This window comes from Streptomyces sp. HNM0574, from assembly GCF_012726235.1.
In the GTDB taxonomy this organism is placed as follows: Bacteria; Actinomycetota; Actinomycetes; order Streptomycetales; family Streptomycetaceae; genus Streptomyces.
In genome coordinates this window covers 433,689-451,339 of sequence record NZ_JAASAH010000003.1, presented here as the reverse complement: position 1 = coordinate 451,339, position 17,651 = coordinate 433,689, and the positions used below count along the sequence as shown (strand labels likewise).

At 73.5% G+C, this 17,651-nt stretch carries 13 protein-coding genes; 8 read left to right on the top strand and 5 right to left on the bottom strand.

Translation table 11 applies throughout. The annotated features are described in order from the left end of the window. Positions 1–275: 275 nt before the first annotated feature. The 8 genes from HCC30_RS08725 (at position 276) to HCC30_RS08690 (ending at position 11,787) form a co-directional block, all read left to right on the top strand. On the top strand, positions 276–1,613 hold the full coding sequence (locus HCC30_RS08725; RefSeq protein ID WP_169441887.1) for an extracellular solute-binding protein: 1,338 nt from the start codon (positions 276–278) through the stop codon (positions 1,611–1,613). Continuing rightward, entirely contained in the window at positions 1,610–2,524 is a 915-nt protein-coding gene (locus HCC30_RS08720; RefSeq protein ID WP_169441753.1) for a sugar ABC transporter permease, read from the top strand. Before HCC30_RS08725 ends, HCC30_RS08720 begins: the two co-directional genes overlap by 4 nt. Continuing rightward, the gene (locus tag HCC30_RS08715; RefSeq protein WP_169441751.1) at positions 2,521–3,381 is read left to right on the top strand and encodes a carbohydrate ABC transporter permease; all 861 of its coding nucleotides are present in this window, start codon (positions 2,521–2,523) and stop codon (positions 3,379–3,381) included. The genes HCC30_RS08720 and HCC30_RS08715 overlap by 4 nt, the downstream gene beginning before the upstream one ends. Positions 3,382–3,442: 61 nt before the next feature. Continuing rightward, on the top strand, positions 3,443–5,146 hold the full coding sequence (locus HCC30_RS08710) for a beta-N-acetylhexosaminidase (protein WP_169441750.1): 1,704 nt from the start codon (positions 3,443–3,445) through the stop codon (positions 5,144–5,146). Positions 5,147–5,616: 470 nt separating this feature from the next. Further along, positions 5,617–6,477, top strand: a complete 861-nt coding sequence (locus HCC30_RS08705) for an FAD binding domain-containing protein (RefSeq protein WP_240979405.1) — start codon at positions 5,617–5,619, stop codon at positions 6,475–6,477. Then, entirely contained in the window at positions 6,474–8,813 is a 2,340-nt protein-coding gene (locus HCC30_RS28505; RefSeq protein WP_240979404.1) for a 2Fe-2S iron-sulfur cluster-binding protein, read from the top strand. Before HCC30_RS08705 ends, HCC30_RS28505 begins: the two co-directional genes overlap by 4 nt. Before the next feature lie 76 nt (positions 8,814–8,889). Then, positions 8,890–11,256, top strand: a complete 2,367-nt coding sequence (locus HCC30_RS08695; RefSeq protein WP_169441747.1) for a molybdopterin cofactor-binding domain-containing protein — start codon at positions 8,890–8,892, stop codon at positions 11,254–11,256. A 195-nt stretch (positions 11,257–11,451) separates the two neighbouring features. Then, complete coding sequence (locus HCC30_RS08690; RefSeq protein ID WP_169441745.1) at positions 11,452–11,787, top strand: hypothetical protein; 336 nt, start codon at positions 11,452–11,454, stop codon at positions 11,785–11,787. 87 nt (positions 11,788–11,874) lie between these two features. Here the strand turns inward: HCC30_RS08690 and HCC30_RS08685 are convergent, their stop codons facing one another. The 5 genes from HCC30_RS08685 to HCC30_RS08665 all read right to left on the bottom strand — a co-directional run bounded on the left by HCC30_RS08685 (position 11,875) and on the right by HCC30_RS08665 (position 17,641). Beyond that, positions 11,875–13,083, bottom strand: coding sequence for a hypothetical protein (locus tag HCC30_RS08685; protein WP_169441744.1), 1,209 nt, complete (start codon positions 13,081–13,083; stop codon positions 11,875–11,877). A gap of 222 nt (positions 13,084–13,305) precedes the next feature. Further along, positions 13,306–14,457, bottom strand: a complete 1,152-nt coding sequence (locus HCC30_RS08680) for a hypothetical protein (RefSeq protein ID WP_169441742.1) — start codon at positions 14,455–14,457, stop codon at positions 13,306–13,308. 35 nt (positions 14,458–14,492) lie between these two features. After that, positions 14,493–16,292 carry an NAD(P)/FAD-dependent oxidoreductase gene (locus HCC30_RS08675; RefSeq protein ID WP_169441740.1) on the bottom strand — a complete coding sequence of 600 codons (1,800 nt, stop codon included), beginning with the start codon at positions 16,290–16,292 and terminating at the stop codon, positions 14,493–14,495. A 214-nt stretch (positions 16,293–16,506) separates the two neighbouring features. Continuing rightward, on the bottom strand, positions 16,507–16,839 hold the full coding sequence (locus HCC30_RS08670) for an AzlD domain-containing protein (RefSeq protein WP_169441739.1): 333 nt from the start codon (positions 16,837–16,839) through the stop codon (positions 16,507–16,509). Next, on the bottom strand, positions 16,832–17,641 hold the full coding sequence (locus tag HCC30_RS08665) for an AzlC family ABC transporter permease (protein WP_169441737.1): 810 nt from the start codon (positions 17,639–17,641) through the stop codon (positions 16,832–16,834). The genes HCC30_RS08670 and HCC30_RS08665 overlap by 8 nt, the downstream gene beginning before the upstream one ends. Positions 17,642–17,651 lie beyond the last annotated feature (10 nt).

Sequence of the window (17,651 nt, the reverse complement as noted above, 5' to 3'; positions counted from 1 at the left end):
GCCCTGCCCTTCCTCCGGGAACGGGCAGGGCGCGCCGTGCTGTGTACGGGGGTTGTGCGGAACGGCGTCCGGTGACATCTCGATCCGGGAAATTGGTCGAGACCACTTGTGGGGCGCTGTGGCGGCTCGTAATCTCCTGCGGAAGTTGTGCACCGCGAAACCGGCGTTGCGGATAGTGCAATCAGCAGGAGTCCGTCCGGGCCTGGCCCGGTGCCGGACCAGTGCTGAGCTGGAGCCGAACTCCGCGGGGCCGCAAGGGGCTTGGGGGTATGGCCGTGAGGTTGGGTACGCGCATCGCCGCCACCGTGGCGGCGCTCGCGATGGCGGGGACGGCGGTGGCCGGGTGCGCACCGTCCACGTCCGTGGCCGGAGGCGGCCCGCAGAAGGACGAGAAGACCGGGACGCTCCGGGTCTGGCTCTTCCGCGAGGTCGCGAACAAGCCGAAGGAACGCGTGGTCGACGACGTCGTCCGGGACTTCGAGCGGCGGCACCGCGGGGTGCGGGTCGAGGTCCAGTACATCCCGGTCGACAGCCGGGCCGAGAAGGTCAAGGGCGCGTTCAACGACCCGGCCTCGGCGCCCGACCTGATGGAGTTCGGCAACACCGACACCGCTGGCTACGTCGTCAACGGCGGACTCGCCGACGTGGAACGGGAGTTCGCGGACTGGGACGCGGCCGAGGACATCGACCCCACCGCCGAGCGCGGCGTCACCGTCGGCGGGAAGCGGTACGGGGTGCCGCTGTTCGTCGGCGCGCGGGCCCTGTACTACCGCACCGACGTCTTCGAGGAGCTCGGCCTCGAACCCCCGCGCACCCTCGCCGAGCTGACCTCGACGGCCCGGAAGATCCGCGCGGAGCGCCCCGAGCTGTACGGGCTCGCCACCGGCGGCGCCTACACCTACGCCGCGCTGCCCTTCCTCTGGGCGCACGGCGGCGAACTCGCCCGCGCCACCGGGAAGTCTGACGGCGAAGGCGGCTCCGGCGAGGCCGTCCGGTACACCGCGCGCGTCGACAGTCCGGCCGCGAAGAAGGGCATCGCCGCGTACGCGCGCCTGCTCTCCGAGGACATCTGCCCGCCGGGCAACTGCGCGCAGATGACCGGCAACGAGGCCGTGGACGCCTTCGCCGGCGGAAAGGCCGGAATGGTCATCGGCGGCGACTTCAACCGGCAGGCCGTCGACGCCGGAAAGAGCAAGGGGAAGTACGGCGTCGTCCCGCTGCCGGGCGTGAAGAAGGGCACGATCGCGCCCGCCTTCGCCGGGGGCAACAACATCGGGATTCTGCGCAGCAGTTCGCACCGGACGCTCGCCGGGGAACTGATGAAGGAACTCGCCGGAAAGAAGGCCCAGAAGCGGTTCTTCCAGGGCATGGGATTCCTCCCCACCTACACCGACACCCGGGCCGAGGTGGCGAAGGAGGAGCCGTTCGTGAGGCCCTTCGTGGAAACCCTCGACGCGGGCGCGGAATTCGTTCCGGTTGCGCCCGGCTGGGCCGAGATCGACGCCGGACGGATTCTGCCCGTGATGTTCCAGCGCGTCGCACAGGGACAGACGGACGTCGACGGCGCGGCGGCCGAGGCCGACGAGATGATGGAGGAGGTCTTCAGCCGGTGAGCGTGACCGCGCACAGGCCACCGCGGGGAATCCGCGGCAGCGCCCGTACCCCCTGGCTCTATCTCGCGCCCGCGCTCGTGGTGATCGCGGGACTGCTCCTCTACCCGATCTACCAGCTCGGGCTGATCTCCTTCCTGGAATACACCCAGGCGCAGGTCAGCGGCGGCGTTCCCACCTCCTTCCGGGGACTGGGCAATTACGCGGAGCTCTTCGGCGACCCGCAGTTCTGGGAAGTCACCCTCGCCACCGTCCTGTTCGCCGCCGCCTGCGTCACCGGAACGCTCCTCGTGGGCTGTTCGCTCGCCGTGCTGCTGACCCGGATACGGGCCGTCCCGCGGCTGGTGCTGATGCTCGCCGCACTCGGCGCCTGGGCCACCCCGGCAATCACCGGATCGACCGTGTGGATGCTGCTCTTCGACCCCGATTTCGGCCCCGTCAACCGGCTGCTGGGACTCGGCGACTTCTCCTGGACGTACGGGAAGTACAGCGCCTTCGCACTCGTCCTCATGGAGGTCGTGTGGTGCTCGTTCCCGCTGGTGATGGTGACCGTCTACGCCGGGATCAAGGCCGTCCCGCAGGAGGTGCTGGAGGCGGCGGCGCTGGACGGCGCCTCGATGTGGCGGACCTGGCGCAGCGTCCTGGCGCCGATGCTGCGCCCGATTCTCGTCGTCGTCACGATCCAGTCGGTCATCTGGGACTTCAAGGTCTTCACGCAGATCTACGTGATGACCGACGGCGGCGGTATCGCGGGCCAGAACCTGGTGCTGAATGTGTACGCCTATCAGAAAGCCTTCGCCTCCTCGCAGTACAGCCTCGGCTCCGCGATCGGCGTCGTGATGCTGCTGCTTCTGCTGGGAGTCACGCTCGTGTATCTGCGGCTGCTGCGCCGCTCGGGGGAGGAGGAGCTGTGAGCCCGTCCGGCACCGCAGGATTCAAGGGCGCGGTCCGCCGCCCGTGGCGGCTCGTCGCGGAGGGGTCGGCGCTCGTCATCGCCGTACTGGTGGCCTTTCCGCTGTACTGGATGGTGCTCTCCGCGTTCAAACCCGAGGGAGAAGTGCAGTCGGGACAGCCCGTTCCGTGGACGCTGAACCCGTCGCTGGACTCCTTCCGACGGGTCTTCGCACAGGACGACTTCGGCCGCTACTTCGCCAACAGCCTGCTCGTCGCGGGCACCGTCGTGGTGGCCTCGGCGGCCATCGCCTTTCTCGCCGCCACCGCCGTCACCCGGTTCCGCTTCCGCCTGCGGACCTCGGTCATGATCATGTTTCTGGTGGCCCAGATGGTGCCGATCGAGGCACTGACCATTCCGATGTTCTTCCTCATGCGGGACGTCGGCGCGCTCAACACCCTTGCCTCGCTGATCCTTCCGCACATCGCCTTCGCGCTGCCCTTCGCGGTGTGGATGCTGCGCGGCTTCGTCAAGGCGGTACCGGATTCCCTGGAGGAGCAGGCGTTCATCGACGGCGCGAGCCGGCGGCGATTCCTCTGGCAGATCCTCTTCCCGCTGGTCCTTCCCGGGCTGGTCGCGACGAGCGTGTTCTCCTTCATCTCCACCTGGAACGACTTCCTGTTCGCGAAGTCCTTCATCATCTCCGCGACGGAGAACTCCACGCTGCCGATGGCGCTGCTCGTCTTCTTCGACACCGAGACGCCCGACTGGGGCGGCGTGATGGCCGCGTCCACCGTGATGACCCTGCCCGTGCTGGTCTTCTTCGTCCTGGTGCACCGCAGGCTCGTCTCCGGTCTCGGCGGCGCCGTCAAGGACTGACCGCCCCGACTCCCGTGCCCCGCACCGCCGTTCAGCCGATCCCGTCAGGAGTGAACACCCCATGGACCCGCACGGACTCGTCCCCGAGCCCCGCACCGTCCTCCCCGGCACAGGCCCCGGCTTCACCTTCGGCCCCGGCACCCGCCTCGACGCCGCCCCCGGCACCGAGCACACCGCGGCCTGGCTGCGCGCCGTCCTCACCCCCGCCACCGGTCTGCCCCTGCCGCCCGCCGGCGAGGCGCCAGGACCCGACGGCGTGCTCCTGCTGCGCACCGACCCGGACCTGGCCGCCGAACACGGGCCCGAGTCCTACCGACTGGACGTCACCGAGGACGCCGTCGAACTCACCGGCGGCGGCCCGGCCGGGGTGTTCTGGGCCGCGCAGACGCTCCGTCAGCTGCTCGGCCCCGACGCGTTCCGCCGCGCCCGCACCGACCCGGAGCGCCGCACCTGGCACGTCCCGTCCCAACACGTCGAGGACGCGCCCCGGTTCGGCTGGCGCGGGCTGATGCTCGACGTGGCCCGGCACTTCATGCCCAAGGACGGCGTCCTCCGCGTCCTCGACCTGCTCGCCGCGCACAAGCTCAACACCCTGCACCTGCACCTCACCGACGACCAGGGCTGGCGCCTGGAGGTGCGCGCCCACCCGAAGCTGACCGGGACCGCGAGCTGGCGCCACCGCACCAAGCTCGGCCACCGCGCCTCCGACCTGTGGGACGTCCGCCCGCACGGCGGCTGGTACACGCAGGACGACATCCGCGAGATCGTCGCGTACGCGGCGGACCGGCACATCACCGTCGTCCCCGAGATCGACGTCCCCGGGCACTCCCAGGCCGCGATCACCGCGTACCCCGAACTCGGCAACGCCGACGCCGTGGACACCGACGCGATGGAGGTGTGGACGGACTGGGGCATCAGCCCGAACATCCTCGCCCCCACCGACACCGTCCTCCGCTTCTACGAGGACGTGCTCAGCGAGGTGCTGGAGCTCTTCCCGTCCCGCTACGTGCACCTCGGCGGCGACGAGTGCCCCAAGGACCAGTGGCGCGCCTCCGCCACGGCACAGCGCCGGATGCGCGAGGAGGGCCTGGCCGACGAGGACGCCCTCCAGGCGTGGTTCGTCCGGCACTTCGACCGCTGGCTCGCGGAGCGCGGACGCCGGCTCGTCGGCTGGGACGAGATCCTCAACGGGGGCGACCCCAGGGAGGGCACCGGCCACGCGCCGGACGCCCCGTCCCGGGCGGTCCTGTCCGCGGGCGCCGCCGTCTCGTCCTGGCGCGGGTACGCGGGCGGGGTCGCGGCCGCGCGGGCCGGGCACGACGTCGTCATGTGCCCCGAGCAGCAGGTGTACTTCGACCACCGGCAGGACGGCGGCGAGGACGAGCCGGTGCCGATCGGCTACGTCCGCACCCTGCGCGACGTGTACCACTTCGAGCCCGTGCCGCCGGAGTTGGCCGGTACCGAGGCCGAGGCGCGGGTGCTGGGGACGCAGGCGAACATGTGGACCGAGGTCGCCGAGACCCCGCAGCGCGTGGACTACCAGCTCTTCCCGCGGCTGGTCGCGCTCGCCGAGGTGGCCTGGTCGCCGCTCCCGGCCCCGGAGCGGCGGGACTTCGCCGGCTTCGAACGCCGCCTGGAACAGGCGCACTCGGCCCGGCTCGACGCGCTCGGCGTCGGCTACCGGCCGCGCTCGGGCCCGTACCCCTGGCAGCGGCGCCCCGGCCTGGCCGGGCGCCCGATCGAGGGAGCGCCCCCGATCGTGTGAGCGCACGGGGGGTGCGGGCGCGCGCTCCCGCACCCCCGCCCCTCGGCGTTCACCGGCTGTTCCCCGACATCTCATCGCGGCAGGCCGAGTCCCCCGAAGCGCCCCGAATCCCCCGGAAGTCCCCGAAGCACGCGCCGAGCCGCCCGAAGCCCCCCGAAGTGCGCGACGGCCCCTGCTCCCGGTCCCTCCCGCGGCGCGGGCGTTCCCGGCGGGCGAAGCTCACCGACCGGTGACAGCGGGGGATTTCGGCACATCTGTTCGTTACGCGGGCAACAGCGGATTTCCGTGATGCATGCACCCTTCCCGGGCCCTCGCGTCAGCAGCATGGTGAGATGTGCCAGAGTTGCCACGTCCGGGCTGTGAGCACGTACCGTACGGGCACGGCAGCCGGGTCCACCGGGGAAGGGGCAGCTGGAGTGAGCACGCACGCGCAGCATGTACGGCATGCACCCGAGGCTGTGCCGTCTGTCATGCTGCCGACCACCCTCGACGAGGCCACCGCCGCGCTCGCGGCCGTGCCCGCCGCCGTCCCCGTCGCGGGCGGAACGGACCTGATGGTGGGGATCAATTCCGGCCAATTGCGTCCGTCCGCGCTCGTCGGCCTCGGCCGCGTCTCCGAGATCCGCGGCTGGCAGTACCTCGACGGGCACGCCCTGCTCGGCGCCGGACTCACCCACGCCCGCATGGGCCGCCCCGACTTCGCCGCGCTCATCCCCGCGCTCGCCGCCGCGTCCCGCGCCGCCGGACCGCCGCAGGTGCGGAACGCGGGCACCCTCGGCGGCAACATCGTCAGCGCCGCGCCCACCGGGGACACCCTCCCGGTGCTGGCCGCGCTGGAGGCCGGACTCGTCATCGCGGGCGCCGAGGGCGCGCGCCGCGAGGTGCCCGTCAGCCATCTCCTCGCGGGAGTCGAGATGCTGCGGCCCGGCGAGATCGTCGGCCATGTGCGGGTGCCGCTGCTGCACGCGCCGCAGACCTTCCTCAAGGCCACCGCGCGCACCGGCCCCGGCCGCGCGCTGGCCTCGGTCGCCGTCGTCCTCGACCCGGCGCGGCGCGGGGTGCGCTGCGCGGTCGGCGGGGTCGCGCCGATGCCGCTGCGCCCGCTGGAGGCCGAGCGCTGGATCGCGTCCCTCATCGACTGGGACGGCGACCGCGCGCTCAACCGCGAAGCTCTGGACGCCTTCGGGGAGTACGTCGCCATGGCCTGCATTCCGGACCCGGCACCGGCGGAGGACGGCGGAGAAACGCCCGTACTCCCGCCCGCGGCACTGCACTTGCGGCGCACGGTGGCCACCCTCGCGCGCCGTGGACTCGGAAGGGCACTCGCATGAGCAACGGGCACGACTACGAGGGCTCCGGGTACGACACCCCTCGCGAGGAGCCGTACGACGGGCAGTACCGGAGCCACGACGGCGGCCAGAGCTGGCCCGCCGCCGGTTCCGGTTACGACCCCGCGTGGGACGGCACGCCCCCCGAGGGCACCCCGTACGACCCCGCGCACTTCGAGGCGCCCGCCGGGCACACGGCGGGCCAGGGCTTCGAGGCAGCCCGGTACGACGGCTACGAGCCCGCCGGGTACGGCGCCGGGTACGACAATTCCGGTTACGCCCCCGGCGGCTACGACGCGTCCGGGTACGGGACTTCCGGCTACGACGGCTCCGGGCAGGTGGCGCCGGAGCAGGGCGCGGGCGACTGGGGCGGCCCCGCCTCCTACCCGCGGCCCACCCAGAGCTGGGGCGCGGGCGAGTACGACGCGGACGCCACGGCCTTCGTGCAGCTCCCGGCCGGGGGCCTGCCCGGCGCCGACCCGTTCGCGGGTACCGGCACCGGCGCCCAGGGCTACGGCGACCCGCTCGCGGCGCCCGGCACCGGCCAGGGCGCGTACACCCCCCCGGCGATCGACCCGGCGGCGGGCACCTACGACCCCGCTCCGGGCCCGCCGACCCCGGCCGCGACCACCGACCCCGCGGCGACCGGCCACTGGACGCTGCCGTTCGCACCGCAGGCACCGGACTCGCAGAGCGAGGCCGCGCACGGCCAGGAGAGCACCGCGCAGCGGGGCGGTTCGGGCTTCAACGCCGGGATGCTGAGCACCGGTTCCGAGCACGGCACCGAGCCGGGCGCCGGCCCGTCGCTGGGCGCGGCCGCCGCGCTCGCGGGCTCGCACGAGGCGCGCACCCGCCGTCCGCTCGGCACCGGCGTCGACCCCGGCCTCCCGGCACCGGAGCAGAACCTTCCGGAGCACCCGGGCGGCCCCGTACCCGACGGCGGACTGCCCGGCGAGCCGCAGCCGTACCCGCAGGCGCAGCCGCACGCCCGGGCGTTGAGCGATTTCGAGCCCCAGCCGGACGGCACGTACGACGGCGGCCAGGGCCTGCCCCCGGTCGCCGACGCCTACGCGCAGCCCCAGCCGTACTCGCTCGCCCAGCCGCAGCCCCGGCCGGAACCGCAGGCGGAATCCCTTCCCGGACCGCTGTCCGGGCCGCTTCCGGAACCGGACGCGCTGCCCGCGCAGCAGGACGTCCCGGAGCCCGCCGCGTACGGCCCCGGCGCGCTGCCGCAGGAGGCGACGTCCGGCACCGGCGAACTGTCCCCGCAGGAGCAGCCGTTCACCGGCGCCCCGGAGGCGTCCGCGGCGGAACAGCCCGTCCCCGGCGAGGAGTTCCCGTCCGCCGGACCGGAGCCGGAGGACGCCGGTGACGCGGCGGCCCCCGAGCCCCGGGACGCCGCCCCGGAGCCCGCGCCCGGCGACGCCGTCGAGCCGGACGGTGCCCCCGGGCCGGAAACCGGAACCCCGCCGGAAGCCGAAGCGGAACCGGTTCCGGAACCCGCGGGCGCCGAAGCCGAACCGGCAGCCGAACCCGAGACCGAACCCACGGCCGAACCCGGCACGGACCCCGCGCCCGAAGGCACCGAACCCGCCACCGACGCCCCGGCCCCCGACGAGCCCCCGGCAGCGGACGCCCCGGCCCCGGACGCCCCGGCCGGGACGCCCGTCGCCGAGGTCCCGGCCGTCGACACCGAGCACCCGCACACCTCCTACGTGCTGCACGTCAACGGCGTCGACCGGCTGGTCTCCGAGTCGTGGATCGGGGAGTCGCTGCTGTACGTGCTGCGCGAGCGGCTCGGGCTGGCGGGCGCCAAGGACGGCTGCTCGCAGGGCGAGTGCGGCGCCTGCTCGGTGCAGGTCGACGGCCGGCTGGTCGCGGCCTGCCTGGTCCCGGCGGCGACGGCGGCCGGGAGCGAGATCCGTACGGTCGAGGGGCTGGCGACGGACGGCGAACAGTCCGACGTGCAGCGGGCGCTGGCCTGTTCCGGCGCGGTGCAGTGCGGCTTCTGCGTGCCCGGCATGGCGATGGCGGTGCACGACCTGCTGGAGGGCAACCACAAGCCGACCGAGCTGGAGACCCGGCAGGCCATCTGCGGCAACCTGTGCCGGTGCTCGGGCTACCGGGGCGTGCTCGACGCCGTCCGCACCGTCGTGGACGAGCGGGCGGCCAAGGCCCAGCACGCGGAGCAGGACGGGCAGCAGGGGCAGGACGCGCAGTCCGGACCCGAGGCGGGGCAGCAGCCCGCCGAGCACCCGGCGGAGGTCACCGCCCGCATCCCGCACCAGGCGGGCCCCGGCGCGGGCGGCGCCCAGGTACCCGAGGACGGCCCCCGGTGACCGGCTCCGGCACCACCGGCGCACCCCGTCCATCACGCAGTTCACGACGCAGACGATGCGGAAAGGCACAGGCGGCATGACTGGTACGGCCGACGGCCACGGTGCCATCACGGCAACTCCCGCTGAGGGCACGGCACTTCCGCCGCTCGACGCCAGGGCCGCCGCCGTGACGCCGCACGGCATCGGTGCGTCCGTGCCCTCCGAGGACGCGCCGGCGAAGGCGGCGGGCACCTTCCCGTACGCCGCGGACCTGTGGGCCGAGGGGCTGCTGTGGGCGACGGTGCTGCGCGCCCCGCACCCGCACGCCCGCATCCGCTCGCTCGACACCGCGCAGGCCGAGGCCATGCCGGGGGTGCACGCCGTCGTCACGCACCTCGACGTGCCCGGTGAGGCCGGGCACGGTCGGCGGGTCGCGGACCAGCCCGCGTTCGCGCGGGACGTGGTGCGCTACTACGGCGAGCCGATCGCCGCCGTCGCCGCCGACCATCCGGACACCGCGCGGATGGCGGCCGCCGCCATCGACGTCGAGTACGAGGTCCTGGAGCCGGTCACCGACCCCGAGGCGTCCTTCGGGGCCGAACCGCTGCACCCGGACGGGAACCTGATCCGGCACATCCCGCTCCGCTTCGGCGACCCGGAGATCACCGGCGAGGTCGTCGTGGAGGGGCTGTACCGCATCGGGCGGCAGGACCCGGCGCCCATCGGCGCCGAGGCCGGGCTGGCCGTGCCGCGCCCCGAGGGCGGCGTCGAGATCTACACCGCCTCGACGGACCCGCACACCGACCGCGATCTGGCCGCCGCCTGCTTCGGCCTGCCCCCGGAGAAGGTCAAGATCGTCGTCACGGGCGTGCCCGGTGCGATGGGCGACCGCGAGGACACCGCGCTCCAGGTCCCGCTCGGGCTGCTGGCGATGCGTACGGGGCGGCCCGTCAAGATCGCGGCGACCCGTGAGGAGTCCTTCCTCGGGCACGCGCACCGGCACCCGACCCTGCTCCGCTTCCGCCACCACGCGGACGGCGAGGGCAAGTTGCTCAAGGTCGAGGCGCAGATCCTGCTCGACGCCGGCGCGTACGCGGACACCTCCTCCGATGTGCTCGCCGCCGCCGTGTCCTTCGCCTGCGGCCCGTACGTCGTCCCGCACGCGGTGATCGACGGCTGGGCGGTGCGTACCAACAACCCGCCCGCCGGGCACGTGCGCGGCGAGGGCGCCATGCAGGTGTGCGCCGCGTACGAGGGCCAGATGGACAAGCTCGCGGCGAAGCTCGGCCTGGACCCGGCCGAGCTGCGCATGCGGAACGTGCTGGCCACCGGCGATCTGCTGCCCACGGGCCAGACCATCACCTGCCCGGCCCCGGTCGCCGAACTGCTCGACGCCGTACGGGAGGAGCCCCTCCCGCCGCTGCCGAAGGACAGCCCCGAGGCGGACTGGCTGCTGCCGGGCGGCCCGGACGGCGCCGGCGACCCGGGCGCGGTGCGGCGCGGCGTCGGCTACGCGCTGGGCATGGTGCACATGCTCGGCGCCGAGGCGACGGACGAGGTCTCCACGGCGACGGTCAAGGTCAGCGGTTCGGTCGCGACGGTGATGTGCGCCGCGGTGGAGACGGGTCAGGGCTTCTCGACCCTCGCGCGGCAGATCGTGCAGGAGACCCTCGGCGTGGACGAGGTGCACGTCGCTTCCGTCGACACCGACCAGCCCCCGGCGGGCGCGGGCGCGCGCGGGCGGCACACCTGGGTGTCGGGCGGCGCCGTCGAGCGCGCGGCGAAGATGGTGCGCACGCAGCTTCTCCAGCCGCTCGCCGCGAAGTTCGGGATGTCGGCCGAGCTGCTGTCCATCTCCGACGGCAAGATCACCTCTTACGACGGGGTGCTGTCGACGACGGTCGCCGAGGCGCTGGAGGGCAAGGAGCTGTGGGCCACGGCCCAGTGCCGCCCGCACCCGACGGAGCCGCTGGACGAGACGGGCCAGGGCGACGCCTTCGTGGGCCTCGCCTTCGCCGCCGTACGCGCCGTGGTCGACGTGGACGTCGAGCTGGGTTCGGTGCGGGTGGTGGAGATGGCCGTCGCGCAGGACGTCGGCCGGGTGCTCAACCCGCGGCAGCTGCGGGCCCGCATCGAGGCCGGGGTGACCCAGGGCATCGGGGCCGCGCTCACCGAACACCTGCGGGTGGCCAGGGGAGTTGTCCGGCAGCCCGACCTCACGGGGTACGCGCTGCCGACGGCGCTGGACGCGCCCGACATCCGCATCGTGAAGCTGATCGAGGAGCGGGACGTCGTCGCGCCCTTCGGCGCCAAGGCCGCCTCGGCGGTGCCGGTCGTGGTCTCCCCTGCGGCGGTCGCCTCGGCCGTACGGTCCGCCACGGGCCGCCCGGCGAACCGGCTGCCGATCCGCCCGCAGGCGGCGGTGGAGACGGCGCGGGAGCGTCCGGAGCAACAGGCGCGGTAGCGCGGCGCGTTCGGGTCGCGGAGGCCGAACGGACGGTGCGGCGCGGTGTGTTGACCGCTCACCCGATGGGGCGGTGACCAGCCACTTTCGGGTGAGCAGCGGCATTGCGGGGTCGGCGGCGGGGGAGACAACCGGCGCCCGGCGATCTTCCACGGTCGCCGGCCGACCTGTGAACTCCCAGAAAGGCAAGACCAGATGCGTCTTCGTCACGCCGTCGCCGTCACCGCCGGAGCCTTCGCCCTCGCGCTGAGCCTCCCCGCCTCCGCGAGCGCGGCCACGGGCGACTTCCTGTACGAGGTTCCGGGGCAGGGCGTCGCGGCCCTCACGGACCCGCCGAGCGGCCAGTGCGTCACGCTGCCCGAGGTGAGCGACCCGCGGGCCACCCCGCCGGCGCACTCGACCCGGAACCACACGGACGCGCAGGCCACCGTCTTCAAGGACGCGAACTGCCAGGGCCCGTCCTTCAAGCACCGCGCGCACGGTGGTTACGGCTCCGAGCGGCTGGAGGTCCGGTCCGTCTGGTTCTCCTGACGGACCGGCGCCGTCCCGGCGCCCTCCCGCAGCGCACCGCCCCGGCACGGGTCTCCGTGCCGGGGCGGTCGTGTGCGGTACGCGTACTCAGGCGGGCTCGCCGGGGGCCGGGGTGGTCGGCGGGTCCCAGTGGCAGTGCGGGGCGACGGTCAGGGTGGCGACGGTGGAGCTGGTCAGCTCGGTGGCGAGGACGCCGTCGGGGAGCGGCAACAGGCGGTGGGCCTTGCACAGTTGGGTGGGGAGCACGGCGACCTCCTCGCGGCCGGGCCGGGTGTAGTCCTGGTCGAAGTCGACGCGCACGATCACGTCCAGCACCCGTGAGGAGATGATCGACGAGCCGAGCAGCCAGAGGCCCGGGCCGCGCTTCGACTCGGGCGGGTCGAAGGCGACGTGCAGCAGTCCGGCCTCGCGGACCTCGGGGGAGCGCAGCCGGAACCAGGCGATGTCGCCGTCCGCGCCGACGCGGCCGAAGGTGCCGGTGCCGGTCTCTTTCGAGCCGAGCAGCACCACCCACAGCGCGCCGCCTCCCGGGCCCGGGCCGGGGACGAGGCCGACGGGCAGGGTGCCGCGTTCGGGCGGCACCGGGATCTGCCGGGTCCGGTGGGTGCGCGGGTCGATGTGGAGCAGGGCGCTGGAGGAGTCCTGGCTGACGTAGAAGTCGCCGCTGCCGGGGTGGCGGGCGACGAAGATGGGCTGCGCCTTCGCGTCGTAGAACCTGTAGTGGGGGCTGTTGAGCGGGTAGCGCAGTACCTGGTTGCTGCCCTTGAGGGTGGCCCACACCTCGTCCCCGAACTCGCCGACGTAGTGCGGGCCCATGCCGTCGGGCAGCCCCACGTGCTGCTTGACGGCCGGCTTCTCGTCGAGCCCGTTCATGCCGGGGTCGATGAGCAACAGGGCGCTCTGCTCGGGTGATTCGGTCGTCGCCCAGACCAGCCCCGGGTGCTTCCGGGAGGCGGCGAGGCCGTGCAGCATCGCGTTCTCGGGGGCGAGGTGGGTGAAGCCGCGGTGATCGAGGACCTTCCCGGTCCGCGGGTCGATCTCCAGCTTCACCAGTCTGCTGGGGCCCTGCTGCGTGACCAGCGCGTACGGCTTGCCGGGCAGCCGCAGGATCTCGTGCGTCTGCTCGGCCCCCGGCAGCCGGTACTCGGCGAGCTCGCGGCGGCAGCCCTCGCCCGAGGCGGGGGCCGCCTTCCCGCCGCCGTGCGCGGAGGCGGGCGGGGCGCCCGTGGTGAGGCCGCTCGCCCAGGGGACGGCGAGGGTCAGGGCGGCCCCCCGGTGAAAGCTGCGGCGGTCCATGCCGGTACCTCGAATCGGTGCGGGATCACTGTGCTCGGTGCCGTGCGCCGCGCGTACGCGGGCACCGCGCCGATCTTCCGGGAGCCGGTGGCCGCTGCCGGGCCGACGTGCCGTCGCGAAATCCCCGGGGGGAGGCACGCCGACGGCGCACCGGCGCACCGGAACGCGGTGCGCGCGCCGGTGCGCCGGTGGGTCAACCCCCTGAAGGCGGGGGCCCGTTGTTCAGTGGTGCGGGATCTCCGGGCAGAGCGGGCCCGGATAGATGCCGGGGTTGCCCGGCACCCGTGCCCCGGCGACGGTCCGGTGGCGGATCCCCGACTCGGGCGGCAGCGCGAAGAGTTCGGAGTGCCGCATCAGCCGTTCCGTCCGGCCCGCGCGGATGCACGGGTCGACGTACGTCTCGCAGGCGAACCGCTCGGCCCCCTGGTACGGACGGCACCTCTTCTGCACCCAGGACGGCACCTCCACGGACTCCACGTCCCGGGCCGTACGGTCGAGGATCTGGCGCTGGCTCTGCTTCGGGCTCTGCACCGGGGTGCCGCGTACCTTCTCCAGGCTGTACGTGCGGCCGCCGGTGACCGCCGAGCCGTAGTTGTCGATGTAGACGTGGGCCCGGCCGAGACGGGTGTCCCGGGAGCCGAGGCCGCCGGCCGTCTCCAGGCCGAGGCCGGAGAGTTCGGCGAAGTGGTACCAGCTGCGGGTCGAGTGCGCGTCGAGCCCTTCGGTGGCGTGCATCCGCTGGAGTTCGTCCTCGTCCAGCAGGGTCAGGAAGACCTCGGACTCGGCGCCCTTGGCGTACCGGAGGGTCGCGGGCAGGTTGCCGTTGCCGTAGTAGTGCGAGGCGTGGGTGATCTCGAAGTCCTTGAGCTTCGCCTTGAGTACGGGGATCGCGGACCAGCCGCGCTTGAAGTTCGCGGACGCGTACTTGCGGGCGAGGGCGGACGGGGCCCGGTTCGCGCCGTAGGCGATCACCACCGTCCGGTCCTTCGCGGCGGGCGGGAGCTTGCCGGTCGGCGTCACGGGGTGCCGCCGGAAGTGCTCGGCGACCGTGGGCGTGCCCTCGTCGGTGCGGATTCTGGCGTCGCGCATGGCGTCGCGGCCGAGGTCGGTGTAGTCGAACTTCTTCCCGTTGACGAAGAGGTACGAGCCGGTCACGTCCTCGTAGGGGTAGGCGAGCGCCCGGCCGACGGCCTCCTTGATCTGCTCGGGCGTGGGGTCGTGTTCGGGCGGGGCGGTGCGGGCGGTGTGCGGCGCCGTCGGGGGACCGGCGGAGGCGGTGCTTCCGGCGCCGCTCAGCGCGGCGAGCAGGAATAGCGCGAGCAGCGGGACGAGGCGGGCGAGCCGCCTGCGGGGAGTGCGGCGGGGGTGGTGCACGGAGGCGTGTCCTTCCGGGGCGGGGCGGGCGGTGCTCAGGCGGGGGACCCGGTCTCCCGGTCGGGGAGCTTGAACGTGGGGAAGAGGTCCGGGTGTTGAGCGATGTAGCCGAACAGCTCGGCGATGACGGCCGAGCCCTGGCCGACGGCGGCGCCGACCCGTGCCGGGTTCCCGTACTGGAGGTCCCCGATCGCGTAGATGCCGGGGATGCCGGTCTGCGTGGAGCTGTTCCGCGCCCGGGCGGCCTTCTCCTCCACGAACTTGCGCAGGGCCTCGCCGGTCAGCCCCTTCTTCGTGCCCTCCTCCCTGGCCTTCTTGACGACCTCCGCCAGCCGCTCGATGTCCCCGGGAAGGTGCGAACCGGTCAGGACGGTGCCGTTGACGGCCGAGAGGAAGCTCTCCTTCTTCACGGCGCCGCTGAACCAGGCGGTGTTGGGCTTCCCGCCGATCAGCACGTACAGCCAGGACACCTTCAGCCTGCCGGGCTTCCCCCGGGTCTTGATCTCCAGCTCGGCCAGTTCACCCTTGTCGTCCGGGAGGCACTTGGTCACCTCGGTCTCCGTGGACACCGTGATCTTCGACGGCTGCGCCTCGATGCGGTCGACCAGGTAGCTCGACATCTTGTCCCGGATGTTCTTGCCCCGGATGAGCAGCGTGACGTGCTCGGCGTACCGCGCGAAGTGCAGCGCCGCCTGGCCCGCCGAGTTCCCGCCGCCGACGATCGCGACCTGGGAGCCCTTCGTGGACGGGGCGTCGGAGGTGAGCGCGTGGTAGTACACGCCGGAGCCCACCAGCTTGTTCTCCACCTCGGGCCTGAGCCGGCTCCAGGTCAGCCCGCCCGCGAGGATCACGGCTCCGGCCCGGTAGCTCTTGCCGTCCAGCCAGACGGTGTGCGGCTTCTCCGCCGTGCCGGGCGTCAACTGGGTTGCGGGGTGGGCCGGTTGCCAGGTCACGCCGTACTTGCGGGCCTGTGTGAGCGCCCTGCGGGCGAGGTCGAAGCCGGAGACGCCGTCCGGGAAGCCGAAGAAGTTGGCGATCTCGGAGGTGGTCCCGGCCTGCCCGCCGGGCACGTCGTCCTCCAGCACCAGGGCCTTGAGGCCCTCGGTCCCCGCGTACACGGCGGCCGACAGCCCGGCGGGGCCGCCGCCGACGACCACGACGTCCAGCCAGTCCTGCTCGGGCTCGTCCACCAGCTTGAAGGCCACCGCGAGCCGGGCCAGGCTCGGGTTGACCAGTGGGTCGGTCGCGAGGGGCGGCCAGATGCGCACGGTCTCGCGGTCCTTCGACTCCTGCCAGCAGAACAGCACCCCGCTCCCGGCGAGGAAGGCCCGTGCCTCGAAGGCCCGGGGCGACCTGAAGTGCCCCTCGATACGCGCCATCGGCAGGCGCCGCTGCGCCGCCTCCGGGAGCCGCTTCCACCAGCGGCACAACTCCTCGTCCAGCGCAGGGATGTTGAGATCGGCGGGGCGCCGCCCGGTGAAGGAGAGGCGCGGCAGGCCCTCGTCCGACTCCCCGGCCGCGCCCGCCTGGTCCTCCCCGCCCACCCCGTCGGGCGCGAGCCACACCCGCGCGGGTTCGGTGCCGGTGCCGTCCGCCGGCGTGCCCGTGGCGGTGAGGGCGGCGGGCGGTTCGCCGCCGTCCGCGACGGCGGCGATCAGGGCCGTGGAGGTGCCCTGTTCGCCGAGCGCGGTCCTGGCCCGTCCGACGTCGGCCTCGTCGCCGGTGAGGACCAGTGCGAACTGGTCGCCGTACCACTCGGTGAAGACCTCGGCGAGCCTGGCCCGGCGGAGCGGGTCCGGATCCATGAGGACGACGGCGTGCTGCGGGCTGGCCATGGTGCGCCTCCAGGGGAGTGCGAAGTTCCTTGATCGCAAGGAGCATTGCGCACCCTGTGAGGTACGTCACTATCCGCTCACACGGCTGAGTGAGAATCCATGGAAACCGGAACTTTCGCCCGGGCGCGGGAGTCGCGGTACGCCGCCCCGGAAACGCGTCGCCCGCGCCCGTCCTCCCTCGGGAGGCGGACGCGGGCGACGGGCCGGGTGCGGGTCAGGCCGCGAGGATCGTGCTGGCCAGGGCCACGTGCACGGCGGTGCCGGTGAGGATGCTCAGCAGCGCGTTCCCCCGCCACAGGTGCAGCCCGACGGTGACGATCAGCGCGATGCCGAGCGCGGCCGCGTGCGGCGGGGTGCGCAGGTCGGCGTTGTGCACCGAGTAGGCCACGAGCACCACCATGATCCCGGCGGGCATGTGCGCGCTGAGGTAGTGCAGTACGGGCGACTCGCGCAGCGGCGCCAGCGCCGCGAACGGGACGGCGCGCAGCGCCCAGGTGACGGCGGCCGCGACGGCGACCGCGGCGATCAGGTATCCGGTGCTAGGCACGGACGGCACCCCCCAACTCCTGCTCCCGTCCGGCCGGTTCGTCCGCCGCGGGCCCGCGCCCGCCGCGGCCGGTCAGCACGTACCGCACCACCAGCGAGCCCACGAACAGCGCCATCGCCAGCACCAGCATCTGGTCCGGCAGCACGACGGCGGCGACCACCGAGCTGAGCAGCGCGAGCACCGGCGTCGGGATGTCCCGCCTGGCCCGGATGCCGTCGATGGCCAGGACCACGAAGAGCGCGGTGAGTGCGAATTCGAGGCCGACGACGGCGTCGGGTATCAGCCCGCCGAGCAGCGCGCCCGCGACGGCCCCGGTGACCCAGTAGGCGTGACAGAAGAACTGCAGCCACAGGATGCGCCCGCCGGTCATCGGCGCCTGCGGCGCGGCCGGTTCGGTGGCGGTCAGCGCGTACGCCTCGTCGGTCAGCGAGAAGGTGCCGTACGCCTTGCCGCGCTTGCTGCGCACCCGGTGCAGCGGGAAGGACAGCGCGTAGAACACGTGCCGGAAGTTGACGAGGAACGCGGTCAGCGCGACCTGCGCCAGCGGCACCGCCGCCAGCACCAGCCCGACGAGCAGGAACTCCAGCGAGCCCGCGTACACCAGCGCGGTGCACAGCACCGCCCACCACCAGGGCAGCCCGGAGTGCACGACCAGCACCCCGAAGGCGATACCCAGCGGAAACAGCCCCAGCCCCACGGAGCTCGTGTCCCGGAAGGCCAGCGCCAGGTCGCTCCTCGTCCGCTGCTCCGGGGGCGCTTCCGGCGCCCCCGTGGCCTCAGCAGCCCGCACACTCGTCGTCATGTAGGCAATT

Bases quoted from the DNA above. Each gene is read 5' to 3' on its own strand.
- HCC30_RS08710 (WP_169441750.1), top strand. From the start codon at position 3,443: ATGGACCCGCACGGACTCGTCCCCGAGCCCCGCACCGTCCTCCCCGGC.
- HCC30_RS08705 (WP_240979405.1), top strand. From the start codon at position 5,617: ATGCTGCCGACCACCCTCGACGAGGCCACCGCCGCGCTCGCGGCCGTG.
- HCC30_RS28505 (WP_240979404.1), top strand. From the start codon at position 6,474: ATGAGCAACGGGCACGACTACGAGGGCTCCGGGTACGACACCCCTCGC.
- HCC30_RS08695 (WP_169441747.1), top strand. From the start codon at position 8,890: ATGACTGGTACGGCCGACGGCCACGGTGCCATCACGGCAACTCCCGCT.
- HCC30_RS08690 (WP_169441745.1), top strand. From the start codon at position 11,452: ATGCGTCTTCGTCACGCCGTCGCCGTCACCGCCGGAGCCTTCGCCCTC.
- HCC30_RS08685 (WP_169441744.1), bottom strand. From the start codon at position 13,083: ATGGACCGCCGCAGCTTTCACCGGGGGGCCGCCCTGACCCTCGCCGTC.
- HCC30_RS08675 (WP_169441740.1), bottom strand. From the start codon at position 16,292: ATGGCCAGCCCGCAGCACGCCGTCGTCCTCATGGATCCGGACCCGCTC.
- HCC30_RS08665 (WP_169441737.1), bottom strand. From the start codon at position 17,641: ATGACGACGAGTGTGCGGGCTGCTGAGGCCACGGGGGCGCCGGAAGCG.